This is a genomic window from Dyadobacter alkalitolerans DSM 23607, assembly GCF_000428845.1.
Taxonomy (GTDB): domain Bacteria; phylum Bacteroidota; class Bacteroidia; order Cytophagales; family Spirosomataceae; genus Dyadobacter; species Dyadobacter alkalitolerans.
On record NZ_AUAS01000004.1, the window covers coordinates 293379 to 319510 of the forward strand.

Here is a 26132-nt window from a genome sequence, read left to right on the forward strand (position 1 = left end):
TCCCAATGACCCAATTCGTCACTATTAGCAACCATATATTTTGAAACGCAGAGACTTTATACAATTGGCTGGACTCGGAACGGGAGCGTTCATGATGCCTGCTTTTGCAATGGGCAGAAATGTCTCCCCCGAAGCATTTCTTGAAAAAAGCGTAGATGTAGCCGTCAAAAAACGACTGGCTGATGCCGCGCTGAATGCTGCAAAATCCAAAGGCGCTTCCTATGCCGACGTCAGAATCGGACGATATCTCAATCAGTTTGTGGTAACCCGTGAAGATAAAGTGCAGAACATTGTAAACACAGAATCCTACGGCGTGGGCGTTCGCGTGATTGCGAACGGATGCTGGGGGTTTGCCGCTGTTGTCGATGTAAATAATGAGGCTCAAATGGCAAAAGCCGCCGAAGATGCCGTGGCAATTGCGAAAGCGAATGCTAAGCTGATGAAAGAGCCCGTGCAACTGGCCCCGCAAAAAGGCTTTGGTGAAGTGAGCTGGAAAGCGCCGATCAAGAAAAATGCTTTCGAAGTGCCTATTAAAGAGAAGGTTGACCTGCTGCTTTCTGTAAATGATGCAGCGATGAAGAATGGTGCTAATTATGTGAATTCAGTGCTTTTTTTAGTCAATGAACAAAAATATTTTGCTTCCACCGACGGATCCTACATTGACCAGGACGTGCACCGGATCTGGCCGATCTTCAATGTTACGGCCATTGATCCGAAAAGTGGAAAATTTGAAACCAGGAACGCATTAAGTGCACCAATGGGCATGGGTTACGATTATCTGCAAGCCAACCCATCCGACAAAATTACCGGCGTGACCACGCGCTACAACAAAGGTTACGACATGCTGGAAGATGCTACTGCGGCAGCCAAACAGGCCAAAGAAAAGTTGACAGCAAAATCGGTGGAAGCCGGCAAATATGACCTCATTCTGGATCCGTCGCACCTCTGGCTGACCATTCACGAATCCGTCGGCCACCCGCTCGAACTGGACCGTGTGCTCGGTTATGAGGCCAATTTTGCAGGGACTTCTTTTGCAACATTGGATAAATGGAAATCCAAAAACTTCCAGTACGGCAGCAAACAAGTGAACCTGATCGCCGACAAATTACAGGAAGGATCACTGGGAGCTGTTGGCTGGGATGATGAAGGTGTTAATACAAAGAAATGGGACCTGGTGAAGGATGGTGTGTTAGTCAATTATCAGGCAATCCGCGACCAGGCGCACATTATCGGTGAGAAAGAGTCGCATGGCTGCTGCTATGCCGACAGCTGGTCTTCCGTACAATTCCAGAGAATGCCGAATGTTTCGCTGGTTGCTGGAAAAACGCCGTTATCCGTGGAGGAGATGATTAAGGATGTTAAAAAAGGCATTTACATTATTGGTGACGGCTCGTTCTCGATCGATCAGCAGCGCTATAATTTCCAGTTTGGCGGGCAGTTGTTTTATGAAATCAAGGATGGTAAGATTGTCGGGATGCTGAAAGATGTGGCTTATCAATCCAATACACAGGAGTTCTGGAATTCTTGCGTGCAGGTTTGTGATGAAAAGGACTATCGTCTCGGCGGCTCATTCTTCGACGGCAAAGGCCAGCCTTCGCAATCCAGCGCTGTATCGCACGGAAGTTCGACAACGCGTTTTAACGGTGTTAATGTGATCAATACAGCCAGAAAAATATAACCAGCCATGTCTATCATACTATCTGAATCAGAAGCAAAGGCATTAATGCAGAAAGTGCTGGCTTACTCTAAAGCGGATGAATGCGAAATTAACCTGCTGGGAGAGGAGCGGGGCAACCTGCGTTACGCAAGGAACGAAGTGTCCACAAGCGGATCGCTGGTCAACCAGAATTTATCCGTACAATCGGCTTTTGGCAAAAAAGTGGGTGTCGCCACCATTGATGAATTCAGCGATGAGTCGCTGGAAAAAGTGGTAAGGAGGTCTGAGGAGCTCGCTCAGCTGGCGCCCGAAAATCCTGAATATGTGAGTATTCTAGGTCCGCAGACTTATCTCAAATCATCCGGCTTTTTCGAATCAACGGCTGGCATCAATGCTGATAAGCGCGCTGATGCGGTTGCAAAAAGCCTGGAATTATCAAGAGGGAAAAACCTGACAGCAGCGGGCTTCCTGGACAACCAGAAAGGCTATTCTGCCATGATGAATTCCAAAGGATTATTTGCTTATTACCCAAGCACAAGCGTCAACTTTTCCCTCACGGTTCGCACGCCGGATGGCACGGGTTCTGGCTACATTGCGCGAGGTTATAGTGATGTGAACAAGCTCGATACGGCTGCTGCAACGACCATAGCGATCCAGAAAGCGATGGGTTCCATGAATGCGAAAGCATTGGAGCCGGGAAAATACACCGTCATTCTGGAACCAACGGCGGCGGCGGTTTTATTGGAGAATATATATTTCAATTTTGATGCAAGAAGCGCTGACGAAGGCCGCTCTTTTTTGAGCAAGCCAGGCGGTAAGACCAAGTTGGGGGAGAAAATAGTCGACGAGCGCGTGAACATTTACTCCGATCCCACGCATCCGGATCTGCCCGCATCGCCGTGGGCAGGAGATGGGCAGCCTTTGAACAAAATGGCCTGGATAGAAAAAGGGGTTGTCAAAAACATGGTCTACTCGCGTTATTGGGCACAAAAAAACAATGTGAAGGCCGTTCCTTCTCCCAGTAATGTGATTATGGACGGAGGAACCGCTACTATGGAAGAGTTGATCAAGTCAACGAAACAGGGGATTCTGGTTACAAAACTCTGGTATATCCGTGAAGTGGACCCGCAAACATTGTTACTGACCGGCCTTACGCGGGACGGCACATTTTACATTGAAAATGGCGTCATTAAGCATCCGGTCAAAAATTTCCGTTTTAACGAAAGTCCGGTCATTATGCTGAACAACCTCGAAACATTGGGTAGATCAGAAAGGGTCGTGAGCACGGAGTCGGATAGGAATTATATGGTTCCGCCAATGAAAATCAGGGAGTTTACTTTTTCTTCACTTTCCGACGCGGTTTGAAGCCTTTTTTCTTTACACGAATTCAATATACGTCCGGAAACTGGGACACCGACCAGCGAATGCCGTCTAATCTGCTGCATTCGCTGGTTGAATACACCACAATTCCGATTGATGAGAAGGAAAAAGTGGTGCAATTGAATAGCAATGAAATTTTCAAAAGCCCTTTTTGCTACCTGAGCGGGCACAAGCTGGTTGAGTTTTCCACGCAGGAAAGGGATCATTTCCGTCGATATGTGCAAAATGGCGGCTTCGTTTTTGTGGACGATTGCAATCATGATATTGATGGACTTTTCGCCAAATCGTTTGAGCAGGAAATGGAACGGACGTTTGGTCCGAAAGCCTTGCAAAAGATCTCCAATAACCATCCCATCTATTCCAGTTTTTTCAAATTTGAGGAAGGGCCGCCGACGACTTCATTCGAGTTGAATGGCTGGGGAGATGATCTTGTGCATGATTATCTCAAAGCGATTACGATCAATGGACGGATTGGTGTGTTATATAGCAATAAAGATTACGGCTGCGAATGGGATTATGATTTTCGTAACAAGCGTTTTCTGGCAATTGACAATACACGTTTTGGTGTGAATATTGTGGTATATGCACTAAATGCATAGCCAGTTTAGCATGATTAACACGATCATTACACTTGTCGACTTTTAACTTTTTAACAAATAAAACTGCATTCTGAGGTTTGGAAAAATTGGAGTTGAGCCATTACAAAGAGCTGGTTGCCAGGCTGCCGCTTCTGAAAAAGGAAATTGCCAAAGTGATTGTTGGTCAGCAGGAAGCGATTGATGAAATATTGATTTCCCTGCTTGCCGGAGGGCATTGCCTCTTGGAAGGCGTTCCCGGTTTGGCAAAGACATTAATGGTAAAAACCATGTCCGAAGCGCTGCATATGAGCTTCAAAAGGATCCAATTTACGCCCGATCTGATGCCCGGAGACATTGTAGGGACCGAAATTTTGGAAGAAGATCACGAAACCGGCAAGAAATTCTTCAAATTCAACCGCGGCCCTGTGTTTGCGAATGTAGTTCTGGCCGATGAAATTAACCGGACGCCGCCTAAAACACAGGCCGCATTGCTCGAAGCCATGCAGGAAAAATCGGTGACATACGGTGGAACAAACTATGAGCTTCCGAACCCATTCCTGATCATTGCAACGCAAAACCCGATCGAGCAAGCAGGTACTTATCCATTACCTGAGGCGCAGCTTGATCGGTTTTTGTTGTATATCAAATTAAATTATCCTAGTGAGCAGGAAGAGCTCGACGTGCTGAAAGGCACAACCGGATCGCTGAGGCCTAACATTAACCGTGTCCTGGCCGACACTGAAATCGTTGCGTTACAACAGCTGACCCGGCAAGTTCACATTAGCGACGACCTGATTACGCGGATCAATAAGCTGGTTAGGGCAACAAGGCCCGAGGGAAGCCCATCGGATTTTGTAAGGGAATGGTGCGATTGGGGAGCGGGGCCCAGGGCCGGGCAGGCGCTCGTTCTCTGCGCAAAAGCCCGCTCGGTCCTGAACGAACGCTTCGCTGTGATTCCGGAAGATATTCAGACATTGGCTTACCCTGTATTAAGGCACAGGATCGCCATGAATTTTCGTGCGGAGGCAGAAGGCATAACCACTGATCAGGTGATCGATCAATTGCTGCTTGCTGTAAAGAGCTGATATTGGTCAGTTGACGTATCCGGTTTCATTTTTTCTAATTCCAGAGACATATAACATTATTCATATGGCAGCGACCACCGGCCTGCTTGCTTCGCAGCTCATCAAGCTGAAAAATCTCCAACTGACCGGCAAGCTGGTGAGCGAGGAGCTGATGCTTGGGATCCATGCCAGCAAGCGGTCCGGGATCGGGGTGGAGTTTGAGCAATATCGACATTACGAGCCCGGGGATGATCCCAAACGGATTGATTGGAAGCTGTTTGCGCGCACGGATAAGCATTTGATCCGCGAATCCTCGACGGAGAGCGATAAGCAGGTGCGGTTTGTGCTGGATCTTTCGGGTTCCATGAATTATGTTGAAAATGGTGTGAGCCGGTTGCAGTATGGGCAGATTTTATTGGCCTCGCTGGCATATCTCTGCTACATTCAGAATGATCAAATGTCGCTTTACACATTGAAAGACAGCTCGATCCACACCATTTCCGCGACTGGCGCATCGTCTTCCGGTAAGCAGGCTTTCCAGAAAATTTTGGTTGGTTTAGAGAAAACTGTTGCGGGCGGAATGTGGGATAGGGAATCTAAAACGAGTCAGAAAATCAGGTTTCCTGAGTTTCAATCGAAGAAAAAGGAGCTGCTGATTTTTGTAAGTGATTTTTTACAAACACAGGATGAGTGGCTGGATATGATCCGTTCACTTGCTGGCCCTTATCGTGAAATCGTTGTATTTCAAATCCTTGGTGATCAGGAAATGGATTTTAACCTCGAAGGTTTCTATCGTTTTAAGGATTTGGAAACGGGTAAGGAGATTGAGCTCGACGCTGGATCTGTTCGGGAAAAATTCCGTGAATCGGCTGATCGGTATTTGCATCAATTGAAGGAAGCCTTGCAGATCCCGCATGTGACCCTGGTGCGCGTGCGCATGAGCGACCCCATAGGAATGGTTTTGAAGGCTTATTTAACCAAACGGAAAGGATAAATGGGATTTCTGAATCCATATATGCTTTGGGGAATGCTGGCGGTTGCTTTACCGGTAATTATCCATTTTTGGTATCAAAAAAAAGGCAAACAGATTGCGTGGGCGGCTTCACAATGGCTTGTCGATAAGACTTCGTTAAAGCACCGAGGCATCAGAATAGACGAAATTCCCCTGCTGTTGATTCGCTGTTTACTAGTGATTTTACTTTCAATGCTGCTGAGTGGGCCTATCTTAAACCGGTTACGCAAGGATCGGCAAAGAGAGCAAGTGCATCTGGTCCAGGCTGACCCGAAGGTGACCAATAACTTCCGTTTCGAGCTTGAAAATGCATTGCAACGGAAAGAAAAGGTCGTCCTCATTGGCGCTGATTTGAAGCCTCTGGCAGACCTAACGAACATTCCTGAGACAAAGGGCAGCTTATTATTCTTGCAGCAGAACATTAATAGCGTTGCCGGGGATAACACGCATTTGAACTTATATCTGCTTAATAATCAAAATATAAGCCGGTTACCAAAAATTTTGATTCCGGGATCTTACAAGTTATATGCAGTTAAGGATTCAGCACAGCAATCGGAGAACCCTTTGATCGGGTTCGCCCGGAATGCGGGTCACAATAACATTAATGTTTTGATCGAATATGAAAATCGGGACGAAGCGGAGACGGTTCAGGCTGGTTTGGAAGCATTGACTGACGTTTTTGAAATTCCTTTCAGCATTGATATGGCAACCACGCTAAAAAACAAATACGACTGGATATTTACGGATAAGCCGATTACCCTACGAAATGAGCAAACCTTGTATGTTGTTCCACAAAAAAGCATCGATAATCAGGTGTTTGATAATGTCATTGCAGTAAGTGATTCGCTGCGGTTGGCGACATCTGCAATGGTGCAGAACGGACAGTTGCCCGAGTGGCTAGGTGAAATGTTGATAACTCATTATCAGTTAGATAAAAATCTTAGGCCTTTAAGCCAAAAGCAGTTGGAATCAGCATTTGGCAGCGTGGAACCGCTGAAAGGGCAGCATTCGGATGGTTTGTATCAATGGTTATTGTTATTTTTTGTGCTGGTAGTCATGCTGGAACGTTGGATTTCACTCAATCACAAAACGGCACGCAATGCATGAGTTAAGGAAACTGATCGGTTTGGTGACGAGCCAGCTGTATGCGAGCGCGATTTTGCGTTGCTTGCTGCTGGCCGGTTCCGCCTACCTTTTTGTTTCCGTTTTTGCAGGTCCGTTGCATATGCTCAGCATATTTGCTGCATTTGCGGCTTTGGGAGCCGGGATTGTTTTCACAGGGATTTATAAAAACAACAGAGAAAGGGCTATCTCACTGATCCACAACCATGTCGGTGAAACGGAATACAGCCTGCACCTCCTGGAAAAAACCGAATTGAATGTTGCAGAGCAATTGCAATTAGAGCGCATCGCGAACCGCAATTTTGATTTTCCTATCGCCAAACTCTATGACGGCCTGACCGCGTATTTCGCCCTATTCCTGTCTGCACTGGCGTTTTATTTCATTTATCCATCCATTTCATTTAATGAAAATAAAACAGGTCAAGAGCACATAACGCAACAGGAGCCGCAAAAAGCGAATGTTACTCTTGCACCCAGATACGAATCTGCCACCATCAACATTGCGCCACCCGTCTATACAAAGTTGCCTAAGCAGCAATCCAGTAATTTGAATGTGAGTGCTGTAACCGGCTCGGCGTTAACATGGAAAGTGAAATTCACCCATTCAGAAAACCTAGTCCTTCGTCTTGCTAACAGTCAGGGTGAGGAGGTTTCTTTTCAAAGGCAGAATAGCCTTTTTACACATTCAGACAAGATTACAGGATCCGGTCTGTATGCCATTAAGGGTTATTGGAAAGATTCACTCATCTACCAATCTGATTTTTACCGGCTCGAAGCTTTGCCCGATCTTGCGCCGAAAATAGAGCCTGCATCAAAAGAATTGTATAAGTATCATTTCCTGAAAGACGCTAAAACGATTAAGGTTACGGCAAAAATTTCGGATGATTTCCGTGTCAGTCAGGCATTTATAGTAGCCACGCTCGCACGCGGCTCCGGGGAGAATGTGAAGTTCAGGGAGGTAAAATTCCCATTAGCTCCGACAGATTTTAAAGAAGCTAATTTACAGAAGGTGATCGACCTCAATGAGCTAAACTTCACTCCGGGGGACGAACTTTACTACTATTGGGCAGCGGTTGACAACAAATCTCCCCAAGCAAATTTCAGTAAATCAGACACTTACTTCCTGGTTTACAAAGACACTTCCCAGGTCGAGGAAGCAGAGCTGGCAACAATGGCTGTGAACATTATGCCTGAATATTTCAGAAGCCAGCGACAGATCATCATTGACACCGAAAAGTTAATTGCCAAACGTAAAAAGCTCCCTTCGAAGGAATTTGCTTCTGTTTCCAATGAGATTGGTTTCGATCAAAAAGTGCTGAGGCTGCGTTACGGGCAGTATTTGGGAGAGGAATTTGAAACCAGCATTGGCGGCGGCGGTGCACCGCCCGAAGCCGATGCAGGCAATATGCTGGATGCTTTTACGCACAAGTCGGATGGTGAGGGAGAAGCTTCGGACAGCCGGGCTTCGGACAGCCGGGCTGCGGACAGCCGGGCTGCGGACAGCCGCGCTGCGGAGCCGGAACATCAGCACGACCATGACGGGCACACGCATGAAAAAGCGCATGGGGATGGAGGAGAAAAGGATCCGCTGGCGGCATTAATGGAGCAATATGTTCATGCGCATGACGATGCGGAGACGAACACGTTTTATGAACAATCGACGCGGAGTTTGCTGAAAATGGCTTTGGAGCAAATGTGGCAATCGGAGCTTCATTTGCGCTTGTATGAGCCGGAAAAAGCGCTTCCGTTTGAGCATAAGGCCCTTGAATTCTTAAAAACTGCTCAACAAAAGGCCCGGACGTATGTCAAAAAAAGTGGTTATGATCCGCCGCCGATCAAGGAAAAAGAGAAGCGTTTGAGCGGTGAACTGAATCAGATCAGCACCGATTTAAACGCTGAAAAGTTTTATAAAAATAAAACCACGGCACAGCTGGCCTCAGAAGTTTCAGCTTTCCTGGATGATGAGCAGCTTAGTAGCGCGAAACAGGCCAAGTTGCGACTGTCTGGAACTGCCTTATCGGACCGGTTGATGAAAAGCGGGCCGTTCAATGGGGGATTAGGCAACTGGGAGATGATCGGTTCACTTCAAAAACTCGTTAGTGGGACGAAGTTGTCGTTAAATGAAAAACAGCGCCTGAAAACCAGTTTGTACAAATACACCAACCATTCTGAGCAAAGCCGAAGCAATTATTCCAGCGAAAAAAAGCTGGAAGAGGCGTTTTGGCGGAAGCTGCAACAATAAGGGAAAGGGCTTTTTCGCTCAATAGATACGCATGATTCAATTCGATTTTAACTGGTCAGATCCCGCTAATCTCATCATTCTCACACTGGCCCTTGCGCTGCTGCCTTTGCAATTATGGTTGATCTTGCGCAGCAATAAGGACAGTCATCTCACCCCTCGGCTTTGGATCAGCCTAGGTTTGAATGTGCTATTATGGCTTACAGTCGTAGCTTTTATTATCCAGCCTTATTTGCTGAGGGAAGCCACAACAGTCACTGGTTATTTTGTCGGCAAAGATGTTCCTGTAAATAAAGCCAATGCATTGAGAGACAGTATCGGCAATGTGAAACAAGCAATTACCAGTGATTTCGAAGATGCGAGTTTCGATACATTGATTCTGGCAGGGCAGGATTTTCAGCCCGAACTGTTTAAGATGATCCTCCGCGCGCAAGCAGCCCCCAAGATGATCCAATGGATTCCCTATTTTCCGGAAGATAAATGGCAGAGATTAAATTGGAAGGGAATTTTACGGAAGGGCGAAATGCAAATTGTGCGCGGCAATATGTACTCATCCCAGCCGCAGATTTTGAAACTGGAATATGGAGAACAAACGCTCGATAGCATTGCATTGCATACAGGTTTTAACCAGGTTCGGTTGCAATTTCCAGTGTTTTCCGAAGGGAGGACGCTTGTTGCGCTTGCTATGGACGATAAGATTCGCGACACCATCCGTTTTTACGCGCGACCATCGCAGAAACTCGCATTTCAGTTCATTCTGGACAGCCCCGATTTTGAAAGCCGTGCATTGGCAAACTGGCTGGGCAAGTCGGGACATTCGGTAATCTATGCAACAACATTGTCCAAGAACATCAAAAGTCAGCAGACGATTAATAAAGCGAAAGATCCGGATGTTATTATTACCGACGCTGGGAATGCTGGTAATGGGTTGGTAAAGAAGATTTTATCACTTGGTAAAAGTGTTTTGTTTATCAATGTTACCAAGCCAGATGAAGAAATTACAGCCGTAAATGCTGCCCTGGGAACCCGGCTGAATATTAAGCGGATATCGGCTGAGGAAACAGTTCCGGTACATTCAGGTCTTACAGCACTGCCTTTCCGGTTTGTGCCTGGCAATCGTTATTTTGTTTCCAAAACATTGCCCGTAGCAGTCGAAAAAATGCGGGGTAGGGTGGCCGTGAGCTTGTTGAACGAAACTTACCCGCTTCAACTTGCAGGGGATGGTGCCGCATATCAACGCATCTGGGATGCAGTGTTGGCGCCTGTTTTACCGGCAACAGGAGGCAATATTGACATTCAAGCGCCTCTTTTCGAAGGCATTAATGCCAGTGTTACATCAAATGGATTTCCTAATGCATTAAAATCTTTCGAGATCGGGTCTGACTCCTTGTTTCTGAACCGTTCTGTTATCAATCCACAATCAGCCAACGCGGATTTTAAGCCCACCGAAACTGGCTGGATCGGCTCAAACGATTCGTTAGGCATTGAATTGTTTGTAGAAAACCAGGCCAATATGGAAGAAATATATAACACAGCCAAGCTAACGGATTTTATCAAATCCTATAACAGACTGCAAGCAAGACTGGAAACTGAATCAGGCATTTCCAAACAAACACCAAATGAAGTTAAGCAGAAACTTTCGGACTGGATGTGGTTCGCGCTGCTTATTGTCTGCCTGCTAGGTGTTTGGATCGAGCGTAAGTTATAGCTGCTTCTCCATTTCCTCCGCGCCTTTTTAGAATAAAAATTAAAAAGACTGTCCTGAACCGCGATAGAGTTGCAATCGACCCAATTCTGAGCGTTGCAACACAGGTAGCTTGTAAAAATTACGACAGGGATTATCAGGAACTTCATGTTTTGCTTATTTCTTCTGGCCAGTCCAAGATAGCGATTGCCACGCGTATTTCAGTTATCCAAGAGCTGTCCGACGCCTGCTTTTCTCAGAATTACCTGCCCGAGCCGTTCCTGGGAAATGCCGTTTTCAATTTGGTATGTGTTAACAAAATGGTCGCCATTGATATGTGTTTTGAAGCATCGAAAGCAAATCTGCAAATCATTTTCATAATGTTGCAGCAGCGGTTCCAAATGTGTTGAAACCAGGAAAAGGGATTTTTGCTTTTTTTTTATAAAACCGTCGATAACCGTCATTGAGCAATGTAAAGAATCTTCCTGGTTCGTTCCCCTGAACAACTCGTCAATGATAACGAAGCAGGATTCTTGGGCATGGAGGGCTTCCGCAATGACTTTGATACGCATAACCTCGCCGAAAAAGTGGCTGTAACCTAACGCAATGTTGTCGGAAAGGTGAATGGAAGTGAATAGTCTGTCTGCAAATGTTAGTTGGAGCGTTGCTGCGGGAACGGGAAAGCCGGCATGCGCAAGATAGACGGCGATCCCGCAGGTTTTTAGAAAAGTAGTTTTACCACTCGTATTAGCTCCCGTAAGCATGCAAACGGGCGTTTCGCTCTGCAGGGCAAGACTGTTAGGAACCGCTTTTTCGATCAAAGGATGCCATATCTGTTCGGCATTAAAATGGACTTGTTCGGGATTTGTTACAAAAATCGGAAATTGAAGGTTGTGAATAGTGGCTGTTAAGGCAATGCTCCGGAGGGCGTCGAGCTTGTAGAAAATGTCCAGGATTTTCCGAAAGTCTTTCTTATTTGAGATGCGTAGAAAATAATCCCAGAAGAAAATAGTCCGCCTGGTCAGCTTGCTATCCTGTATTTTCAGCAAACTATTCATGCCTTTTTTATTGAGAAAAGCTTTCAGGAAAAGAATGTCATCAGCCAGAAGTTCGGGGAGTGCTCCGGGAAGTTCAGTGATCATTTCTTCAATGGCTTTTAAAAGCCTGAATGTTGCTGTAAAACCGCTTCGGACAATGTAAAATTCGGAAGGATTACGCCATGAGAAAATCCAGGTGTCGAACCAGTGCTGGAACACATCCGGCGACATCGAATAGGCAATATTGGAGGCATAGTAAGCCTCTGCGGCGGAAACGTAGGTCCTGGGAATGTCTGCTTTGAATGCGTCTGGCGTCTGAATAAATGCTTTCACCAGTTCATGAAATGAATCTATTCCATCCAGGGAGCGCTTTGGATTTAACAGCATTTCCCGCAGGGAATCCCGCCCGCCTTCGGTCGCGGTGTGGTCGAAAAAATGAAGAACGCTTAAATCCTGGGAGCTTTTGGGAAGGATTTGTAATTCTTGGAGCGTTTGGAGATCGATGGGATGCATTTTGAAGATTTCGATGATCTTCAAAATTATACATTAACCGATAAGCGAAATCTTAAAAATAGTTAAATCCCATGCGTCAAAACACGCTGATTTACAGGTAATGTCAGTTCAAAAACGGCGCCTTCGCCTTCTTTGCTGGAAACAGTAATGCTTCCATTATGCTTGTCAATGATCTTTTTGGTAATGGCGAGACCAATGCCGGATCCTTCATACTTGTCTTTGGTATTTAACCGCTCAAACAAAGAGAAAATCTTCTCGTTATACAGCTCGTCAAAACCAATGCCGTTGTCAGAAATCGTAATGAAGCAGGTCCGTGCCGTTGAAGCATCTTTCAATGCACCTTCCGCTTCCTCATGAACGCCTCCCGAAATGCGTATCACCGGCGCAAGCCCGGGTTTGGAGAACTTGATAGAGTTGCTGATCAAGTTTTGGAAAACCTGTTTAATTTGTCCTCTGTTGACTTCGATATCAGGCAATTGATCAACAATAACTTCTGCATTCTTTTCTAAAATAAGGATCTCATAATCTTCCAGCACCTCACTAACGACCTCATTTAAGCTGGTCAATGAATAGTTGTTAAGATTAGTAGAAAGCCTTGAATAGCTGAGGATATCGGTGATCATGTTGCGCATTCTTTGAGAAGATGCGATGATTTTGTCCAGATATGTAATGTTCTCTTCCGTCAGCTCATCGACCAGCTTGTTCCTGAGTATCGTGGAGAAAATTAATATTTTGCGCAGCGGTTCCTGCAAGTCGTGGGAGGCTACGGATGCAAATTGTTGTAGGTCATGGTTGCTGGTTTCCAGCTCGGTGTTAATCTCGGCGAGACGCAAGTTGTTCTGTTTCAGCAGTTGTTGAATTTCTTTCTGGAAAGACAAGTCTGTCAATATAATGCTCAGCGCCGGGCCCTCGTCCAATTGCAGCATGGTTACGGACAGCTGGCAAGGAACCTGTGCGCCGCCTCTGCTAATGCAAAGCTCTGTTTTGCTATCCTCGCTCCATCCGTTATCGAAAAGATCCAGGTATATTTCCAGAAATCCATCGGCAATGAAATCGGCGAAATGCAGCCCCACCACTTTGGAAAGCGGGAGGTTGATCATAGACGCGAACATGGAGTTGCAATACAGTATTAGGCCCTCATGATTGAGCGTTACAGCTCCTTCATTCATTTTCTCAATGAAAACGCGATAAGTTTGGTCGGCGGTTTTCAATGTAAAAAGCTGATGCCCGCCGTCGGGATTCTGAACAACCAATGCATCCACTTGCCCGGAACGGATCGCATGAATGGTCTCCGTAGCTTCTTCAAGTTGCGCGTGCAGCTCTTCGTTCTCCCTTAACAGCTCTTCATATGTCTTATGCGTGTTCATGTTCCAATTGAAATTCCCAGACCTTTGAGTACTTTTTCTGTATCGGACATGTCTCCGATCAGTCTTCGTGCCGGTAGCGGCGCACTTTTAATGAGTAGAGGTAAGGCAATGATCTGTTCTTTTTCGGCTATGGTTTTTTGTTGGTAAACATCAATGATTTCCAGAGAGTATCTGTCTTTGAGGTATGTTTCACAGATTTCCTTTACATTAACGACTGCCCTTCTGGAATTGATGGACGCGCCTGTAATGAACAGCCTTAGCTCATAGTGAATATCATCTTCATCCCCGTTTGACGGCATAATGTCTGTGTTATCGCTCATTCTGTTCTCTTTGCAGGGCGTATATTAAGTCCAACCAATACTTTTTCCTCGTTCGAAAGGTCGCCGATAATCTTGCGGATTGGCTCAGGGACTTTTTTCACAAGCGTAGGAATAGCAAGTATCTGGTCGCCCTCAGCCAATTGCGGTTGTAACAGCAGATCAATTACTTCAATGACATATTTATCCTTTAAATATTCTTCACAGTATTTTTTAAGATTAGCGAGCGCGGTGACCGATTTGGTGGTTTTGCCGGCTACATACAATCTAAGCTCCCATATTTCTGCTGCGTCTTCCATTTATATCTGATTGGTGCGGTTTTTACTCCTTTTTTTTGCCATCCCGAATCTGGGAAAGTTCCTGCCGGTTCTTTTCGAAGACTTCTTTTTTTAGCTCATCTTCAATAAAGGTTTTATTCAGCTCCTCTTGCAAGGATGCGAATTCTTCTTTCAGGCTTTCAATTTTGGCTTCCAGCACCATTTTTTTCCGCTCAATCTCTCTGTCTTTTCTTGATACTGCATGGTCGCGCAACACAACACCCGTTTGTTCGAGCAGTTGTTGTGCCTCTCTTGCTGATCCCGTAAGTACACCCTCTGGTCCCAGGAACACATCCACGAGATCCAATCCATTATCACTGATCACGAACTCCCGCACCTGATTGGAATGTTTCATCCCACGGGATTTCATTACATACAGACCTCTGTTGCGCTCGCCGTTCATCTCAATGTCGCGGATAAGCAGCCAGGCGTCTACCAGGGAAGAAATACTTTCGTCTGTCTGTTCAGAAATGCTATCGTTTAAAGAGAGCGCCGTAAACAGGACGGTAGTTTCCTCTGCCTGAAGAAAATCGATCAGCCTGATGAGCACACTTTTTACTTCACTTACGGACCCGACCGTAATCAGGTTTGTTATCGGATCCACGATAACCGTTTTTGGTTTGAACTGTGTGATCAGTTTATTTATCGAAAGCAAATGCATTTCCAGCCCGTTCAATGTGGGGCGGGAAGCATGGAATTTCAACAGGCCATTGTCGATATGACTTTGCAAATCGACGCCTATGGAGCGCATGTTGCGCACGATCTGTTTGGGCGATTCTTCGAAAGCAAAATAAATACAGCGATCGCCGTTCAGGCAGGTTTCGTTAGCAAATGAGCCTGCAATGCTTGTTTTCCCCGTCCCGGCGGTTCCAGATACAAGAATGCTGCTTCCTTCAAAAAAACCTTCTCCGCCCAGCATTTTATTCAATGCCGGAATGCCGGATGAAATGCGTTTGCTGGATGCATTGTGGGATAAAGTCAGGGAAGTAACCGGCAAAACTGAAATGCCATCTTCATCAATCAGGAACGGATATTCGTTGGTGCCGTGTACTGAGCCTCTGTATTTGACAATGCGCAGCAACCGTGTTGAAATCTTATTGGCAACACGGTGATCCAGCAAAATCACGCAATCGGACACATATTCTTCCAATCCCTGGCGTGTCAGCGAGCCTTCACCGCGTTCGCCTGTTATAATGGTCGTTACGTTTTTCTCTTTGAGCCATTCAAATAATCTCCGCAACTCGGCGCGTATAATTGCCTCATTGTTCAATCCTGAAAAAAGACTTTCAATGGTGTCTAAAACAACGCGTTTTGCACCAATGCTGTCAATGGCGTGACCTAGTCTGATGAACAGCCCGTCGAGGTCATACTCTCCTGTCTCCTCAATCTCACTTCTTTCGATGTGAACATGGTCCAGCTTGATGAGCTTGTCTTTTTGCATCCGGTCCAGATCGAAACCAAGGGAAGCAACATTGATGGTCAATTCTTCACTTTTTTCCTCAAATGCAACAAACACGCCAGGCTCTCCGAATTGAAGTGCGCCATGGACCAGAAATTCAATAGAAAAAAGTGTTTTGCCGCATCCGGCAGAGCCACAAATCAATGTGGGCCTACCCTGAGGAAGCCCGCCGAGGGTAATTTCATCGAGACCTTTGATGCCTGTTCGTGCCTTCTGCAATGCTAGAAGACCGATTATTGAGTCAGAGGAGTTGGAGTTCATTTGATTAAGCTATTCTGATTTCACTTCGGTTAAATGTGTGTTGGAAGCACATTTACAAATACCGTACCAATTGTTTTTTTGAGTCGTTGCACAAAAAACATTCGTAACAATGGTTCGTCTTCACCCAAAGTGCGTATGCTAGGAGAGAAACTGCTCGGTCAATTGAATGCCAAGCTGGTTGAATTCTTCAAATGTGCTAGGCTTGGTAATGAAGCTATCGGCGCCCGCCTGGTAAGCTTTCTCAATTAACAATGTGTTGGAAGAGGTGGAAATCATCACTACCGGGACAGCAGACAGATCCGCATCTGCGCGGATTGCAGCAATGGTTTCAAGGCCATTCATTTTGGGCATATTCATGTCCATCAGAATAAGTGATGCCTGTTGCCCGGGAAGCTGTTTCATTGCTTTGATCAGCTCCAGGCCGTTTTCAACCTCAATTATTTCGGTGGAGGCGTTGGCTGCCTGGATGGCTTGCCGTAGGAAGAAACGGTCGTCCTGATCGTCATCGGCCAAATAAATCTTCTTTTGTTCCTTCATTTGAAGCTTGTGATTTACAAATATAATTTGAAATATCACATTGCGTAAATCTTCCGCAGCTAATTAAGCTAAAAAACAGAGAGAATTTGTAAGCCCTTATTTACCAGGGCTTCCGTTTTTGTAATGCTCTACCTTTACAAACATTTCGATGATAGTGGAAACTTCAAGTTTCTCAAAAATCCGTGATTTATACGTGCTGACGGAGCTTCCTGTAATGTTCAGCTGTGTTGCTATTTCCTTCGTCCACTTGCCGTCAAGCAGCAGATCCATCACTTCCAGCTCCCTTTGAGACAGGTTTTCCAGCGGATGTTCACTGTTTGTATTGGCTTCGAAAGTGTGCCGCATGAGTTGTTGCTGCACCACGTCGCTTACATATCTTCCTTTTTCCAGGACGGATAAGATCGCCGTTTTGATGGTTTGCTGCGGTGAGTTTTTGGCAAGAAACCCGTTGGCCCCTGCTTTCAGGTAATGCATGGCGTAAAGTGCTTCGTCCATGCCTGAAAACACCAGGATGCAAACTTTCGGCTGTAATTTCCTGATTCTCGGGATCATGTTGAAACCTTCGCCACCAGGAATGTCAATGTCCAGGAAGATGAGATCAACGTGTGTGGAGGCGACTTGTGTGAGTGCTTCTTCAAAATTGGATGCTTCAAGAACATTGACCGAGCTAATGAGGTCGTTGATTAAAAAGCGGGTCGCCAGTCTGACAACTGAGTGGTCTTCTACAAGTAATATTTGTTTCATTCTTGCTGTCAGGTATTTCAAAGTGAGTATGTGAGCTTGCCTTCCTTTAAAAATAGCGAATTTAACATACAACTTCTTATCAATAGCCAAACATTTGTAGAAATTATTCTAAAACGTGCACATGAACTGGGAGTATCATTCCAGAGTCTTCGTATTATGTCAGCCGACAGCTACCTCCGCAGATGCGTTTTTGAAACCGTAAAACAAGACGTATTAAGTTGATAATGAGCATAACGGTGGGTGTCATACGCATTAAGAGAACACCAGTTTACTTAATTGGCAACAACTACGTCCAACCCTGATTCCATTAACTCTTTTTTTCTTGGAGCATCTAGATCCGGGTCTGTGAAGAGGCTGTTAACCTGGGATAAGCTGGCAACTTTCATATGACTGTCCTTACCGATTTTCGAAGAATCACATAATACAAACACTTGCGAAGCATTTTTAATGAATGCCGATGTGATTGACGATTCATGCTCGCTGTGAGCGGTAAGGCCATTTCGCGCCGAAATTCCATCGATTCCAATAAAAGCTTTGTGCGCGTGGTAACTTTCGATATGCGCTATTGCCTTGTGGCCATGAACCGCTTTGCGTGATTTATCAATTTCGCCGCCGATCAGGTTCAGGCTGATCGAAGGCGTGTCGATCAGTTCGGCCATGATTGGCAGCGAATTGGTGATGACCTTAATTCCTTTTTTCTTTTTAAGATAGCGGCACATTTTGAAAACCGTGCTGCCGCAATCCATAAATATAATGTCGTTATCTGCTACATACCCTGCGGCGAGCTGGGCAATCTTGTCTTTTTTATCTTCGTTATGACCTGCTTTGGCGGCAAAACTGGTTAGTACTAGCCCCTCAACTTTCATTGCGCCGCCATGCGTACGCATAAGCAAACCTTCTTCCGCAATGTCGTGCAGATCGCGGCGGATTGTTGCAGGCGACCTGCCCAGTTTTTCAGACAATTCAAATACAGACAAGCTGCCAAATTCATCAACCGCAGCCACGATCTTTTTCTTACGCTCCTGGAAATTCATCTCAAAATTTTACTTTAATCAAAACTAATCAATTTTAATCAAAGAATAGCCATATCTTGGGATAGATACAAAGAAGCTTGTGCCTTCCGAAGGGGTCGATTCAAACCAGATTTTCCCGTTTTGCGCAGCCAAAAATTCCTGGGTCAGCAGCAAACCCAAGCCGACACCTTTTTCATTTTTTGTGCCGTAAGTCGATTGAACATTCAAGGAAAATAGCACGGCTTGCTTATCCGGCGAAATCCCGATTCCATTATCGCGAACAGTTATAATACATTCATTGCCGGATACTTCTGATTCAATGCTTACCTGTCCGCCTTCCGGTGTAAATTTGATGGCATTGCCGATCAGGTTCCTGAATACAACCTGCATCATATCACGATCCGCGAAAATTTCGATCGACGGATCGATTTGGTAATTCAATTTTATATCCTTCCTGATGGCGCTGCTTTTTTCCAGGGATAATGTTGAATTCAGCAGCTCATCTAGGTTCAGCGCCTCTTTTTGAGCGGAAACACCATTTAATTGCGATTTTGACCAATTCAACAACTTAGACAGCAAAGCCATCGTGTCATTTGTAGCATGCAGTAGTTCCCGCTTGATGCCTTGCCGTTCCGTTTCATCCAGATCATACTCAGAAAGCAATTCCAGGAAACTCTGAATGCTGGCCAATGGCCCCCGCACGTCGTGTGCAACAATCGACATCAGCTTGTTCTTTTCAGCATTAATGCGTTCGAGCTCTACATTCTGTTTGAGAATCTGTTGGTTTTTCTCTGCTATAAACAGCGATTTCTCCACCGCCGACCGCCTTTCATTTTCATAACTCCGGCGGATATAATCTGTGCAGATATAAGCCAATATGGCCACCACCACATACGAAGACATATGATCCACAAACATTGCGAACCCGTTTGCATACGTATAGGGCACGGTTCCCGGGTAATAATATTCAAAAACATTCAACGCCAGCACCACCACTATGTTGACCGGGATCCATATTTTGTACTGCTTCGCCGGGCTGATTCCAATGCTTAGCAACAGAAGAAGCAGGAAATAAAGATCCGTCGGCCCGCGGAGGCCGGAGTTCAAAAAGTAGTTGACCACAAACAGTAAAAGCCCCACAATGTCGGCGATCAGGATAGAGATGCCAAACCGATGACGGAAACGCGAATTATAATATAAACCGACAACTGCAACCAGGACGAGAAAGCTGATGAGTGCCACTTTGGGCAAGCCGATGAAGTAATTAAAGGGAACATTGTAAATCAGCGCAGCTAGTGAAATCAGGCATACGGAGTGAAAAATCCGGGCATTAAGAGGGAATTCGTCAGATGACCCAGACAGTCTAATCCAAAAGTTGTAAAGCTTGGATTCGGAACGCAAAACAGTAGCTTTATTTAGGTATGATAGGAAGGTATTATTAGTGTAAATATCACGAATTAATGCGATGTATGCGTAAGCCGCCAAAGAAAATTAATGTGTTAGGCGAAATCCCGAACGCTAATTTTCCGTTAGTTACAAATTCCAAAAAAATGGTCAGCTGCCCGGGAGTATGACTTTTCGAATTTGGTTAAGTTTTGTTTTAGTGTTAAACTCGTCCAGATATTCAGCATTGTGCCATATAATGGTCGGTACTCATGCTAATATGCAAAATTTTATACTTAAAGTCGCTTGTGTATCCCCCAAACTTTTAATATTCCTTAACCTCTTTAGAAAAAGTAATGAAACGTAGAGATGCCATTAAAGATTTATCCATGCTTCCGCTGGCAGGAAGTATCATGCTTCCGCAGAAAAAATCAGCTGAAACGGTCTCCCGGAATGCGGATGTAGCTGCGGGCAAGGAGATTTACCAGGCTATTGGTGTGGAGCCTATTATCAACTGTCGCGGAACATTCACCATCATTGGCGGATCCATTGAAAGGCCGGAAGTAAGGGCTGCAATGGATGCCGCAGCACAGGTTTTTGTGCAGTATGACGAGCTGGCATTTGGTGCCGGAAAGCGACTTGCCGAGCTTACGGGCGCGGAGTGGGGCCTGGTTTCGGCCGGTTGTGCCGCGGGGATGAAGCATGTTACGGTTGCATGTGTAACGGGTGGGAATCCCGAAAAGCTCATCCGTGTCCCCAACCTGGCTGGCTTTGAGAAAACAGAAGTGATTATCCCAAGATATTCCCGCAATGTTTACGATCATGCGCTGCGCAATGTGGGCGTAACCCTGATCACGGTTGATTCCATCGACGAGCTGTCAAATGCAATCAGCTCGCGTACGGCAATGATATATCTGATGGCTGGCGACGAGTCCATGAGCGGGCCTATGTCGCTGGAAGCGATCTCCAAATTGGCTAAGCCGAAAAACATTCCTGTCATGGTAGACGCAGCCGCAGAAGACCTTACTATTCCGAACGTGCATTTGAAAATGGGCGCGGATGTGGTGATTTATAGTGGTGGAAAGGCCTTATGCGGCCCGCAATGTGCCGGTTTGGTGTTGGGCAGGAAAGATTTGCTCATGTCTGCCTGGCAGGCAAGTGCTCCCCATCACGGTCCCGGTCGCGATAATAAAGTGGGTAGGGAAGAGACGATGGGAATGGTTGCTGCTGTGGAGGCATGGATTAAAAGAGACCATGCAGGCGAATGGAAAAAATGGCTTTCCTGGCTGGACAACATTTCCAAAAAAGTATCGACCATTGATTCCGTTAAGACAACGGTTGTTGAGCCGAAACAGCTCTCGAACCGTACGCCCCAACTGAGAATTTCGTGGGACCCGGCGAAACTGAATATTACAGGTGAGGAAATCGCAGAACTTTTCGGACGCACAAAACCACGGATCGCATTAGGTGGAGGAACACGCGATGGGGCTACATTTGTATCCATCACGACCGGGCAAATGCAGCCGGGTGACGATAAGGTGGTTTCAGATCGGCTGTTTGAGGTTTTATCTCAGAAAAGAACGCCGCAAAAAACGGAGATGACTGCTCCTTCGGTTTCTTTGAAGGGACATTGGGAGGCGGACGTCGAGTTTTTCTCTTCCAAAAGCAAGCAAACGCTCATTATCGAGCAGGATGGCAAGTGGCTTGAAGGTTCTCACAAGGGCGAATTCAGCGTTCGCGAAATGCAGGGAACAGTGGAAGGAAATGAGTTTAAAATGCGCAGTACAGACCGTCAGCCAGGTGATGCCGTCACATTTATGTTTTCAGGAACTGTAAAAGACGATGTAATGACAGGCTCCATTTACATGGGCGAATACATGACTGCGAAGTTCACGGCCAAAAAGCAGAAATTCAAAATGAAACGTGAGAAAATCATGATCCCATCGGGCCCGCCGCTGGCGACCTAGCACTTGGTTTACGTTTATAATGTGCCTGCATTTTTATATTAGTATTCCAAAACAAAGAGATCGTTCAGAAGGTTTATCCTTTGAACGATCTCTTTGTTTGCGTCAACATGTTTTTACTTAACATGTTTTTACTTAACATGTTTGCTTACTAAATATTCACCTACTGAAAATAGCCAAGCGTATCGTGCAGTGAAATGTCTTCGTGCGAAGCGTCAAAAACACATTCCCCATTTTTTACAACCAGGAGTTGCGGAGATTCATGCTGTATTTTGAATGTGTTCGCAATGGACATGGATTCAGTGCGGTTATTGACCACATCCACAATGTAAAGAGGCACATCTACATCTGGAACCGAATTTACGTCCGATTTCAACTGGCGATAAGCCATCAGGCTCGTCATGCATCGCGGGCTATGTTTGTAAATGATAGCATACTCAGATGACTTGTAAATTCTCTCGACCTCTTCCGTACTATTGATTGTAATCCAATTCATGATTTCAAGCGAAAAATTGACTTTAATTCCGGCAATGTCTCTACAACAACATTAACACCTTTTTTCATTCCCCATCCCGAAAAAAAGCGTTCCAGTTTGGAGGAGGTAGGTTAAAAGTTAGTATAAAGCTGGATGCGGCGGCGCATGGATGTAAACACGGTACGCTGTCTTCTTGACGAAAATAACATTGCAATTCTTTTTTGTAAAAAATGTGACCAAATAACCAATCAACGTCTAAAAGGGAAATAGATGAAAGAAATGTAAACTTATAGGTTGATTTATGAAAATTAGTAATATCTTTGTGATTGTTCGGGACAGCCTCTTTGCGGCAAAATTCCAGAAAGAAGACCGCAATGCGTTCGCGCGAATGTTTGAGCTCTGGAACGACGCCGAATTTCTTGAAGCATTTTTCGAGGAACATAAGCAGGATTTGAACGCCTTCTGGCAGCATGTAACTGTTCAGGAAGCTGTTATCGCGACAATGAATGAAGCCATTTTGTTGGAGCGAAAGTTAGTGGCAGTAGCGCAAACCGGGCTGACAGAGGAGAATGAGACGCTTTCCTGCTTGTTCAGGCCATTGCGAAATCGAACAACAAAACTGGAAGAACTGGAGAAAAGCAAGGTGAGAGGTTCGCGGCGGCATAGTTGGTTGCGAATCTATGCAATCAGGGTGGATGTTAATTTATTTGTGGTTTCTGGTGGTGCAATTAAGTTGACAAGGACTATGAATGAGCGAAGTCATCTGGTAACAGAATTGGAAAAACTGGAATTTTTGCGGGGTTACCTGGGTGATGCTGAAAATAATGAGTTGGAGATTTTTGAGATGTATTAACCGGATTAAAAAATGGAAAAGATCAGAGAGAAATTAAAAAATGCCAAGCAGGACATTACTTGGCTGCCCGAGGCGAGGGCCAGGCAGGAGAATCATGCGTGGCTGCGGATTTCATTTGCGATTGGCGTCAGCGTGCTGAGCGCCCTGCGCGAGCGCAAAACGACGCAAAAAGATCTGGCGGAAAGTTTGAAATGCTCTCCTCAATATGTCAACAAGATTGTGAAAGGGTCGGAGAATCTTACTTTGGAAACGATTTGCAAGTTAGAGAAAGCGTTGTCGATCAAGCTGATCGAAACGCCTTCTCTTCCGCTGATGTCCTGATTTAGCAATACGCCTAAGCTTCCGTGCTAAGCCTGGCGTCATAAAAACAAAGAATGCTTAGGAAAGCTGATAGCTTCTTCGAGCGTTCTGACATTATTTTTTTATCACTTTATAACTCTTACCATTCGTGGTAACAGTATATAAGCCGGCTGGGAATTTGCTCATATCCAGGGATATAGTATATAAATTTTGTTTGGATGTATAAAGCTTTGTTCCTGCTACATTAAACACTTCCACAATTCCCAGCACTTTTTCTGACTCAATGTTCAGCAGATCGGTTACCGGATTAGGGTAGGCTTTGATCGTGTTGTTTTCCTCAATTTTGGTGCTTACAACCCGGGTGAAATTAAACTTCCCATCCAGATCCACTTGTTTGATACGATAGTAATAAATGCCTGAGGGAAGGAATTCTTCCTGATATGCATAGGCGTTCGTTGCGTTCGAATTTCCGGCTGCTGCAATCATGTTAATGCTTGTGAAAACAACTGCATTTTCACTGCGCTCCAACTCAAAATGGGATGCGTTCGTTTCCTCAGAAGTAGCCCACTGGATCAAAGGTCGGCTGTTTCCTGTGTTGCGGACATTAAAATATTTCCAGGTAACAGGGAGTGCAGTGCCGGAAACATAGAGGCGAGGGGAGAAGATGGTGTTTTTATTGGCGTCGATAATTTTTAGTTTGTAAAACCCTGTTCCTGCCGTCCACTGCTGAGATGTGGCTTCTATCTGGTTGCAGTTATCTGCGCTCTGCCAATTGTATACCGAGCCGCTTGGAATGCCTGGCCCTGTGAATGTGAGATCCGTGGTTCCCGCCGCCTGAGTTGCTGTGACTTCCACCGGGGGCAATGCAGGATAGGGGGTGGACTGGCTGAGAAAATCAGTGGTAATCCTATCGTTCCAAAATCCGGCGAGGGAAATTAATCCGGAGTATACATTTCCATCGGGAGACGGGGTTACACCGTCGCCCCGAAAATGCACTTCGTCGCTGCGGTATTCAATGCTGTAATATGGGTCCGTATCGGGGCCCTGGTATACATGCGCATAAGCGGCATCATTGTCGATCAGCTCATTTTGAGCAGCGATCACGTTCTCAGAAACCCTTGTTGCACCATCAAAAGTGAAGCGCGAAGCCCTCGCTACAACCCATGCCAGGTTATTTTTGCCGGAAAGATTGCGGCTCGCATTGATCACCTCCCAAAGTTTATCGCGGTAACGGTCCTTCGGGCTGCCCACAATTGAGCTTTCGATAAAGTTATCGGTTTCTCCCTGATGCCACAGGACGGCGCGGATGCCAAGCTGGGCAACGTAGTTATTTAATGCTAACCTGAGGTGACCAAACGGTAAGCCTCTTGGAAAAGTGTAGCCAAATGGTCCTGTGGTAATGGCATTAGGATCAATCGTCTGCCGCCATTCTTCAATCCCTGTACTCGACCAGCCAGCATTGAAGATCATGACCGGGACGCGGTATTTTTCGTAAATTTTGTCACCAAATGATCCCCAACACCAGGCATAATTACCAAATGGTGAAGTCTTTGTGCCGGCATCCAAATGAACAAATTCCGGGCACGGGAGCTGAACATTGTTGTATTCCGTAACAGCCCCGTCGCTCACATTCTGAAAGTTCACGCTGTTTACCTGGTCATTGAATGCGCCGGGGCCGTTAGGATTAGCATCTCCGCCTGTTGCGTTGGACTGACCTGCCACAACGAAAATTTCGCCGACGCCCACGCGCTCCACACTGGAAAGTTTTGGCTCGCTGCCAGCCTTTATTGCCCGGACTTCAAGCCTGTACCAGCCGCCCTTAACGGTCATCATCCCGTAAAAATGCCCGCTGGAAAAACTTGCGTCGATAATGGTCCAGCCACCTCCGGCAGGAGCTGCTTCGCCTTCGCCGGTAACGCGGGGCACGAAGCGCGCCTCGATGTGCTCGAAAGGTTCTGTTATATACCCTCCGATGTATACGTTTGCTTCGTTGGCATTGTTTCTTTGAAATACCGCCCTTTCCGTAGGAAAAGTTACTGTGACCTGTGCGAAGACCGATTGGCTGAGGAGTAGAAGAAGTAACGAGAAGATTGTGAGTAGATTTTTCTTCATAGAGTAGAAGTTGGTTGTGATTATTGTTTAATTTATTTATAAGATTTTTCAGGCAAGCGGACATAAGTGTCCTGACTCGCCAGAGTTGATGTTTTGCCAGTCTATCAGGGCTTTGCCTTGGAGAAATGAGAAAATTACCAAGTGTAAAATAGAGGATGATTCGTAGTTTTTGCTAATCCCCCCGCATTATTTATTAACCGTAAAGACGGCGCGTAGCTCGAATTCTACCCACGGTTTTAAGCCGGAAATCAACTATTTTTGTGGAATGACAAAGATGATCCCACAGAATTTAAGAGAAATAATGATCCACAATGCGCAGGAGGTTCAGTGCGACCTGGCCAAGGATCACCAGCCTGTCGTTAAGCTTCATTCTAAATATGGTAAGGCAATATGGCTATTGTCCGAGTTGGATGCGACTAACAACATTGCATTCGGTTTGTGCGATCTGGGGCAGGGAAAACCAGAATTGAGCTACGTCTCCATCACCGACCTGGAAAGCATCAAACACGCCAGGCTTAAAGTCCCCATGGTCGAAATAGACCCCACTTTCGACGGTAAATTTCCCATGAGCGTCTACCTGAAAGCTGCAAAGCAAAATAAGCGGGTAACGGAAGATGGAGCCTTGCTTGAGGAAGTGGCGAAACGGATTTCCTGAAACTTCCCGTCATCTCGTTTTTCTTGTCCTAGTTCAATGTTTTGCCCTTTCGGGGGGTAGTATCTTTGTGTCAGCAAAAACAAAGAGAA

The 26132-nt window shown here is 45.7% G+C and carries 23 protein-coding genes; 12 read left to right on the top strand and 11 right to left on the bottom strand.

Features of this window, described 5'->3' with window-relative positions; genetic code table 11:
- Nucleotides 1-40 precede the first annotated feature (40 nt).
- The 8 genes from G395_RS0109800 to G395_RS0109835 all read left to right on the top strand — a co-directional run bounded on the left by G395_RS0109800 (nucleotide 41) and on the right by G395_RS0109835 (nucleotide 10760).
- Nucleotides 41-1678, top strand: coding sequence for a TldD/PmbA family protein (locus G395_RS0109800; RefSeq protein WP_026629879.1), 1638 nt, complete (start codon nucleotides 41-43; stop codon nucleotides 1676-1678).
- Between the two features lie 6 nt (nucleotides 1679-1684).
- A complete protein-coding gene (locus G395_RS0109805; protein WP_026629880.1) occupies nucleotides 1685-3022 on the top strand; it encodes a TldD/PmbA family protein in 1338 nt (445 codons plus the stop codon).
- Complete coding sequence (locus G395_RS0109810; protein ID WP_026629881.1) at nucleotides 3019-3636, top strand: DUF4159 domain-containing protein; 618 nt, start codon at nucleotides 3019-3021, stop codon at nucleotides 3634-3636. The genes G395_RS0109805 and G395_RS0109810 overlap by 4 nt, the downstream gene beginning before the upstream one ends.
- A gap of 77 nt (nucleotides 3637-3713) precedes the next feature.
- Nucleotides 3714-4700, top strand: a complete 987-nt coding sequence (locus G395_RS0109815; RefSeq protein WP_026629882.1) for an AAA family ATPase — start codon at nucleotides 3714-3716, stop codon at nucleotides 4698-4700.
- Between the two features lie 64 nt (nucleotides 4701-4764).
- On the top strand, nucleotides 4765-5673 hold the full coding sequence (locus G395_RS0109820; RefSeq protein WP_026629883.1) for a DUF58 domain-containing protein: 909 nt from the start codon (nucleotides 4765-4767) through the stop codon (nucleotides 5671-5673).
- Nucleotides 5674-6798 (top strand): BatA domain-containing protein, encoded by a 1125-nt coding sequence (locus G395_RS0109825; RefSeq protein WP_026629884.1) that lies wholly within the window; start codon nucleotides 5674-5676, stop codon nucleotides 6796-6798.
- A complete protein-coding gene (locus G395_RS0109830) occupies nucleotides 6791-9055 on the top strand; it encodes a hypothetical protein (RefSeq protein ID WP_026629885.1) in 2265 nt (754 codons plus the stop codon). Before G395_RS0109825 ends, G395_RS0109830 begins: the two co-directional genes overlap by 8 nt.
- Before the next feature lie 31 nt (nucleotides 9056-9086).
- Nucleotides 9087-10760, top strand: a complete 1674-nt coding sequence (locus G395_RS0109835) for a hypothetical protein (RefSeq protein ID WP_026629886.1) — start codon at nucleotides 9087-9089, stop codon at nucleotides 10758-10760.
- A gap of 197 nt (nucleotides 10761-10957) precedes the next feature.
- Here the strand turns inward: G395_RS0109835 and G395_RS0109840 are convergent, their stop codons facing one another.
- The 9 genes from G395_RS0109840 to G395_RS0109880 all read right to left on the bottom strand — a co-directional run bounded on the left by G395_RS0109840 (nucleotide 10958) and on the right by G395_RS0109880 (nucleotide 19702).
- Nucleotides 10958-12310, bottom strand: a complete 1353-nt coding sequence (locus tag G395_RS0109840) for a MutS-related protein (RefSeq protein WP_229204121.1) — start codon at nucleotides 12308-12310, stop codon at nucleotides 10958-10960.
- A 38-nt stretch (nucleotides 12311-12348) separates the two neighbouring features.
- Complete coding sequence (locus G395_RS0109845) at nucleotides 12349-13653, bottom strand: sensor histidine kinase (RefSeq protein WP_026629888.1); 1305 nt, start codon at nucleotides 13651-13653, stop codon at nucleotides 12349-12351.
- The gene (locus G395_RS0109850) at nucleotides 13650-13973 is read right to left on the bottom strand and encodes a circadian clock KaiB family protein (RefSeq protein WP_026629889.1); all 324 of its coding nucleotides are present in this window, start codon (nucleotides 13971-13973) and stop codon (nucleotides 13650-13652) included. Before G395_RS0109850 ends, G395_RS0109845 begins: the two co-directional genes overlap by 4 nt.
- The gene (locus tag G395_RS0109855) at nucleotides 13970-14269 is read right to left on the bottom strand and encodes a circadian clock KaiB family protein (protein ID WP_026629890.1); all 300 of its coding nucleotides are present in this window, start codon (nucleotides 14267-14269) and stop codon (nucleotides 13970-13972) included. Before G395_RS0109855 ends, G395_RS0109850 begins: the two co-directional genes overlap by 4 nt.
- A 22-nt stretch (nucleotides 14270-14291) precedes the next feature.
- Nucleotides 14292-16007 (bottom strand): circadian clock protein KaiC, encoded by a 1716-nt coding sequence (gene kaiC, locus G395_RS0109860; protein WP_035360872.1) that lies wholly within the window; start codon nucleotides 16005-16007, stop codon nucleotides 14292-14294.
- A gap of 138 nt (nucleotides 16008-16145) precedes the next feature.
- On the bottom strand, nucleotides 16146-16544 hold the full coding sequence (locus tag G395_RS29110) for a response regulator (protein WP_051350097.1): 399 nt from the start codon (nucleotides 16542-16544) through the stop codon (nucleotides 16146-16148).
- Between the two features lie 96 nt (nucleotides 16545-16640).
- On the bottom strand, nucleotides 16641-17288 hold the full coding sequence (locus tag G395_RS0109870) for a response regulator (protein WP_026629892.1): 648 nt from the start codon (nucleotides 17286-17288) through the stop codon (nucleotides 16641-16643).
- A 272-nt stretch (nucleotides 17289-17560) separates the two neighbouring features.
- On the bottom strand, nucleotides 17561-18322 hold the full coding sequence (locus tag G395_RS0109875; RefSeq protein ID WP_026629893.1) for a DeoR/GlpR family DNA-binding transcription regulator: 762 nt from the start codon (nucleotides 18320-18322) through the stop codon (nucleotides 17561-17563).
- Between the two features lie 24 nt (nucleotides 18323-18346).
- Nucleotides 18347-19702, bottom strand: coding sequence for a sensor histidine kinase (locus tag G395_RS0109880; protein WP_026629894.1), 1356 nt, complete (start codon nucleotides 19700-19702; stop codon nucleotides 18347-18349).
- Nucleotides 19703-20040: 338 nt separating this feature from the next.
- Here G395_RS0109880 and G395_RS0109885 point away from each other — a divergent pair, with 338 nt between their 5' ends.
- A complete protein-coding gene (locus G395_RS0109885; protein WP_026629895.1) occupies nucleotides 20041-21651 on the top strand; it encodes an aminotransferase class V-fold PLP-dependent enzyme in 1611 nt (536 codons plus the stop codon).
- Between the two features lie 160 nt (nucleotides 21652-21811).
- On the opposite strand, the gene ytxJ is transcribed toward G395_RS0109885, so the two are convergent.
- Nucleotides 21812-22144, bottom strand: coding sequence for a bacillithiol system redox-active protein YtxJ (gene ytxJ / locus G395_RS0109890; RefSeq protein WP_026629896.1), 333 nt, complete (start codon nucleotides 22142-22144; stop codon nucleotides 21812-21814).
- Nucleotides 22145-22424: 280 nt separating this feature from the next.
- Here ytxJ and G395_RS0109895 point away from each other — a divergent pair, with 280 nt between their 5' ends.
- Complete coding sequence (locus tag G395_RS0109895; RefSeq protein ID WP_026629897.1) at nucleotides 22425-22976, top strand: hypothetical protein; 552 nt, start codon at nucleotides 22425-22427, stop codon at nucleotides 22974-22976.
- A 12-nt stretch (nucleotides 22977-22988) separates the two neighbouring features.
- Nucleotides 22989-23297: a helix-turn-helix transcriptional regulator gene (locus G395_RS0109900; RefSeq protein ID WP_026629898.1), complete on the top strand. Its 309-nt coding sequence runs from the start codon at nucleotides 22989-22991 to the stop codon at nucleotides 23295-23297.
- A 93-nt stretch (nucleotides 23298-23390) separates the two neighbouring features.
- Here G395_RS0109900 and G395_RS0109905 read toward each other — a convergent pair whose 3' ends face one another.
- A complete protein-coding gene (locus tag G395_RS0109905; RefSeq protein WP_026629899.1) occupies nucleotides 23391-25388 on the bottom strand; it encodes a T9SS type A sorting domain-containing protein in 1998 nt (665 codons plus the stop codon).
- 265 nt (nucleotides 25389-25653) lie between these two features.
- Between G395_RS0109905 and G395_RS0109910 the strand changes: the two genes are divergently transcribed.
- Nucleotides 25654-26043 (top strand): DUF2958 domain-containing protein, encoded by a 390-nt coding sequence (locus G395_RS0109910; protein WP_026629900.1) that lies wholly within the window; start codon nucleotides 25654-25656, stop codon nucleotides 26041-26043.
- Nucleotides 26044-26132 lie beyond the last annotated feature (89 nt).